Annotated in this window: 3 protein-coding genes; 2 read left to right on the top strand and 1 reads right to left on the bottom strand. The window is 44.3% G+C overall.

What is annotated here, in order from left to right; genetic code table 11:
* Positions 1–31 precede the first annotated feature (31 nt).
* Both HP456_RS21380 and HP456_RS21375 read left to right on the top strand, forming a co-directional pair.
* Positions 32–1036 carry an ABC transporter permease gene (locus tag HP456_RS21380; RefSeq protein ID WP_172254864.1) on the top strand — a complete coding sequence of 335 codons (1005 nt, stop codon included), beginning with the start codon at positions 32–34 and terminating at the stop codon, positions 1034–1036.
* A gap of 28 nt (positions 1037–1064) precedes the next feature.
* Entirely contained in the window at positions 1065–1961 is an 897-nt protein-coding gene (locus HP456_RS21375; protein ID WP_172254862.1) for an ABC transporter permease, read from the top strand.
* Between the two features lie 45 nt (positions 1962–2006).
* Here the strand turns inward: HP456_RS21375 and HP456_RS21370 are convergent, their stop codons facing one another.
* On the bottom strand, positions 2007–3089 hold the full coding sequence (locus HP456_RS21370; RefSeq protein WP_172254860.1) for an FUSC family protein: 1083 nt from the start codon (positions 3087–3089) through the stop codon (positions 2007–2009).
* Positions 3090–3544 lie beyond the last annotated feature (455 nt).

Here is a 3544-nt window from a genome sequence, read left to right as displayed (position 1 = left end):
CATAGAATCTCCATTCAGAGAGGTGAACAAAATGTTTCAATACACCATACGAAGATTACTTCAATTAATTCCTGTATTACTGGGGATGACTTTGATCGTATTTTTCATTATCCGTGCCATACCGGGAGATCCTGCTCAGGTCATTTTGGGCCAGCAGGCTACCAAAGAAGCCGTGGAAGCCCTCAGATTACAACTTGGTCTGGATAATCCATGGTATGTTCAATATTTCAATTATTTGGGGGGGCTCCTGACTGGTGATCTAGGAGAATCACTCCGTACAAAGGTAGAGGTATCTGCAGAAATCTGGCCATATCTGGCAGCCACCTTCGAGCTTGCATTTGTGGCCATCATCATTGCTGTATTTGTTGGGGTAAATGCAGGTATCGTCAGTGCGTGGTTCCAAAATTCATGGTTTGATTACACAGCCATGATTCTTGCCCTGGTAGGTGTATCCATGCCTATTTTCTGGCTTGGGTTAATGGAACAATGGATCTTCGGAATCCAATTGGACATGCTTCCCACAACCGGAAGGGAAAACATCCGTAATCCAGTGGATTCGATAACAAACCTGTATATCCTTGATTGTTTGATTCAGGGGAATTTTTCTCAGCTTGGTGAGGTATTTAAACATCTTATCCTTCCAGGCATCGCACTCGCTACGATTCCGATGGCAATCATTGCACGTATGACCCGGTCTAGTATGCTGGAAGTAATGCGTTCTGATTATATCCGTACTGCCCGTGCAAAAGGATTGAAAATGTTCTGGGTAGTGTACAAGCATTCCCTGAAAAACGCCATCATTCCTGTTCTGACTGTCATTGGTCTACAGATGGGTCTCCTGCTTGGCGGTGCAATCTTAACAGAAACCATTTTCGGATGGCCAGGAATCGGACGCTATATTTACGAGGCAATCGGATACCGTGATTATCCCGTTATTCAATCAGGAATCCTCGTGGTTGCCACTATATTCGTAACGATCAATCTGATTGTCGACCTGCTTTATGCAGCTGTTGATCCGCGAATTAAATATAACTAACATCAACAGAAGAAAGAGGTGAACTCACATGGCAGAAATAGCAGAACCGCAAAAAGAGTTTAATCCGTCTCTGCAAGAAGAAACAGTGTCTCCCTGGAAGGAGGCATGGAAAAGTTTCGTTAAAAATAAAATTGCCCTGGTAGGTTTTTGTATCGTTCTATTTTTCGTGATCCTTGCAATCGCAGCACCGTTAATTGCCCCTCAGGGAATTAACGAACAGGATTTATCCAAAAGGCTGCAGCCCCCTTCCTCCGATAACTGGCTGGGAACAGATGATTTTGGACGCGATATTCTTTCAAGGATCATTCACGGCGCAAGGATTTCATTATGGGTAGGTTTTTTCGCTGTCATCGGATCTGCGGTAGCGGGAAGCTTGCTGGGGATCGTTGCAGGTTATTACGGAAGATGGGTTGACACCCTCATATCCCGTATTTTCGACATCATGCTTGCATTCCCTAGTATTCTTCTTGCAATAGCAGTAGTGGCGGCACTTGGACCATCACTTCGAAATGCCTTGATCGCCATTGCCATTATAAACATTCCGAACTTTGGCCGCCTCATACGCTCGAGAGTGTTAAGTGTAAAGCAGGAAGAATACGTAATGGCTGCAAAAGCAATCGGGATGAAGGACAGCAGGATCTTGTTCAGCCACGTCCTGCCGAATAGTATGGCACCAATCATTGTACAGGGAACACTGGCAATTGCTACAGCAATCATAGAAGCTGCGGCCCTTGGATTCCTCGGTCTGGGTGCGCAGGCACCGACTCCTGAATGGGGAAAAATGCTTGCCGACGCCCGCATGTTCATGCTTCAGGCACCATGGACCATGATTTTCCCGGGGCTCGCAATCATGCTGACCGTACTTGGGTTCAACCTGATGGGGGACGGTCTGCGGGATGCGCTTGATCCAAAAATGAAGAATTAATATAAAAGAGCGTCAAAACCGAGTTGTGGTTTGACGCTCTTTTTCTTATTCCTCTTCTTCGCCGATTTCCACTTCATTCTCATCTGTATGATAAGATTGGAAGCTTGTAATGAGTTTCTCCAGATGCTCCAGATGTTCATCATATAAAAAGATGGCCGAGAAGATATGAAGCATATGGAAGTTTTGAACGTTTTCGTTCTCACTATTGTTTTGGATTTCGGCTAACATCATTTTCAATAGCTCTTTCCGGTTCAGACATACATCCTGATAAGCTTCTGAATCTGACTGGGGATGCATTTTACCGATGAACTTTAATAATAATTGTTCATGATAGGTAAGGAGACAGTCTAGCTGTCCTTTTATGATGCCCTTCAATTCATCGGGCAGTTGAAGGATTTCATTTTCATAACGGTTGATACGCTTCAGGATATCTAAGCTCCGGTTTGCTGACGAAATCATTTGTCTATATATGACAAGCTTCCGGCTCTTTGAGATGGAATTCTTTTTGAAGTAATCTCTTTCTTCCTTATACATTAAATAAAGCTGATCGACCTTGATCAATTTGTCCTTCATGCGTTCAAGGTCTTTTTTCAATAAGTGAAATTCAGTCGCATGTCGCATACTCAGTCTGATCCACTTAAGGATTTCTTCACTTGAATCAGAAATACGGTGGTACAGCTTTGTTTCGTATTTCGGAGGCAGGAAGATCAGATTAACGAGAAAGGAGGAAAATACCCCTATCATAATCGTTGAAAAACGTATAAGTGCAAACTGTATAAACGCCTGATCTGTGACTTCCATGATGGCGATCATTGTCACCAATGCAAGGCCGATCGTCTTTTCCAGTTTTAATTTTAAGATGATAGCGATGGCTACAATGGCAGCCAGACCTACTACAAGCGGGTTGCTCCCGAATAAAAGAACAAATAGTACGGCTGTTCCCGCTCCGATCAGGTTTGCCTGGAGTTGTTCGATAATGGATAGATAAGATCGGTAGATGGTTGGCTGCACAGCGAATATGGCAGCAATCCCAGCAAACACAGGAGAAGGCAATCCAAATAATTGTGAAACAAGTAATGCGATGACAATCGCGATTCCCGTTTTAAGAATGCGGGCGCCAAGTTTCATGAAAACAGGTCCTTTCTTATAACGATTTGATAAACAATACTGTACTATACAGGTACTTTAACTCAATATCAATAGGCAAATGCAAATAGTTTTATACAATTTTATTGCCTGATTCGACAAGGAGTAAACGAAGGATTAATGCATAAGGAATGGCAGGGTTTTCATGCGAAATTCAATACCGCTTCCCGGTTCCGTGCAAACCTTCGCTTTCTGCGGGATGACCCGTGAACCTGCCAGTCGCTGCGTAGAAAAGCGGAGGGGGCTCGCCCAGCCCCGACAAGCGTTGGAAGTCCGACCGGTGAAGTCGATCTTTGACTTCATTGGACGGACTGAAACGTCTCGAGGGGCTAGCCGCCGCAGCTGGACAAGTCTCGCGTTGATCACACTTCTCCCTGAGTAGTCTTCCTCTTACACTCCAATCAACAGCTGGAAATCGTTCAAATATGATGAATGCC

Source organism: Bacillus haikouensis (assembly GCF_013179555.1).
GTDB classification, from domain to species: Bacteria; Bacillota; Bacilli; order Bacillales; family Bacillaceae_B; genus Rossellomorea; species Rossellomorea haikouensis_A.
This window is presented reverse-complemented; position numbering and strand designations above follow the sequence as displayed.

What these genes read in the sequence shown, in the direction of transcription:
- HP456_RS21375 (WP_172254862.1), top strand. Translation starts at nt 1,065, where the DNA reads ATGGCAGAAATAGCAGAACCGCAAAAAGAGTTTAATCCGTCTCTGCAA.
- HP456_RS21370 (WP_172254860.1), bottom strand. Translation starts at nt 3,089, where the DNA reads ATGAAACTTGGCGCCCGCATTCTTAAAACGGGAATCGCGATTGTCATC.
- HP456_RS21380 (WP_172254864.1), top strand. Translation starts at nt 32, where the DNA reads ATGTTTCAATACACCATACGAAGATTACTTCAATTAATTCCTGTATTA.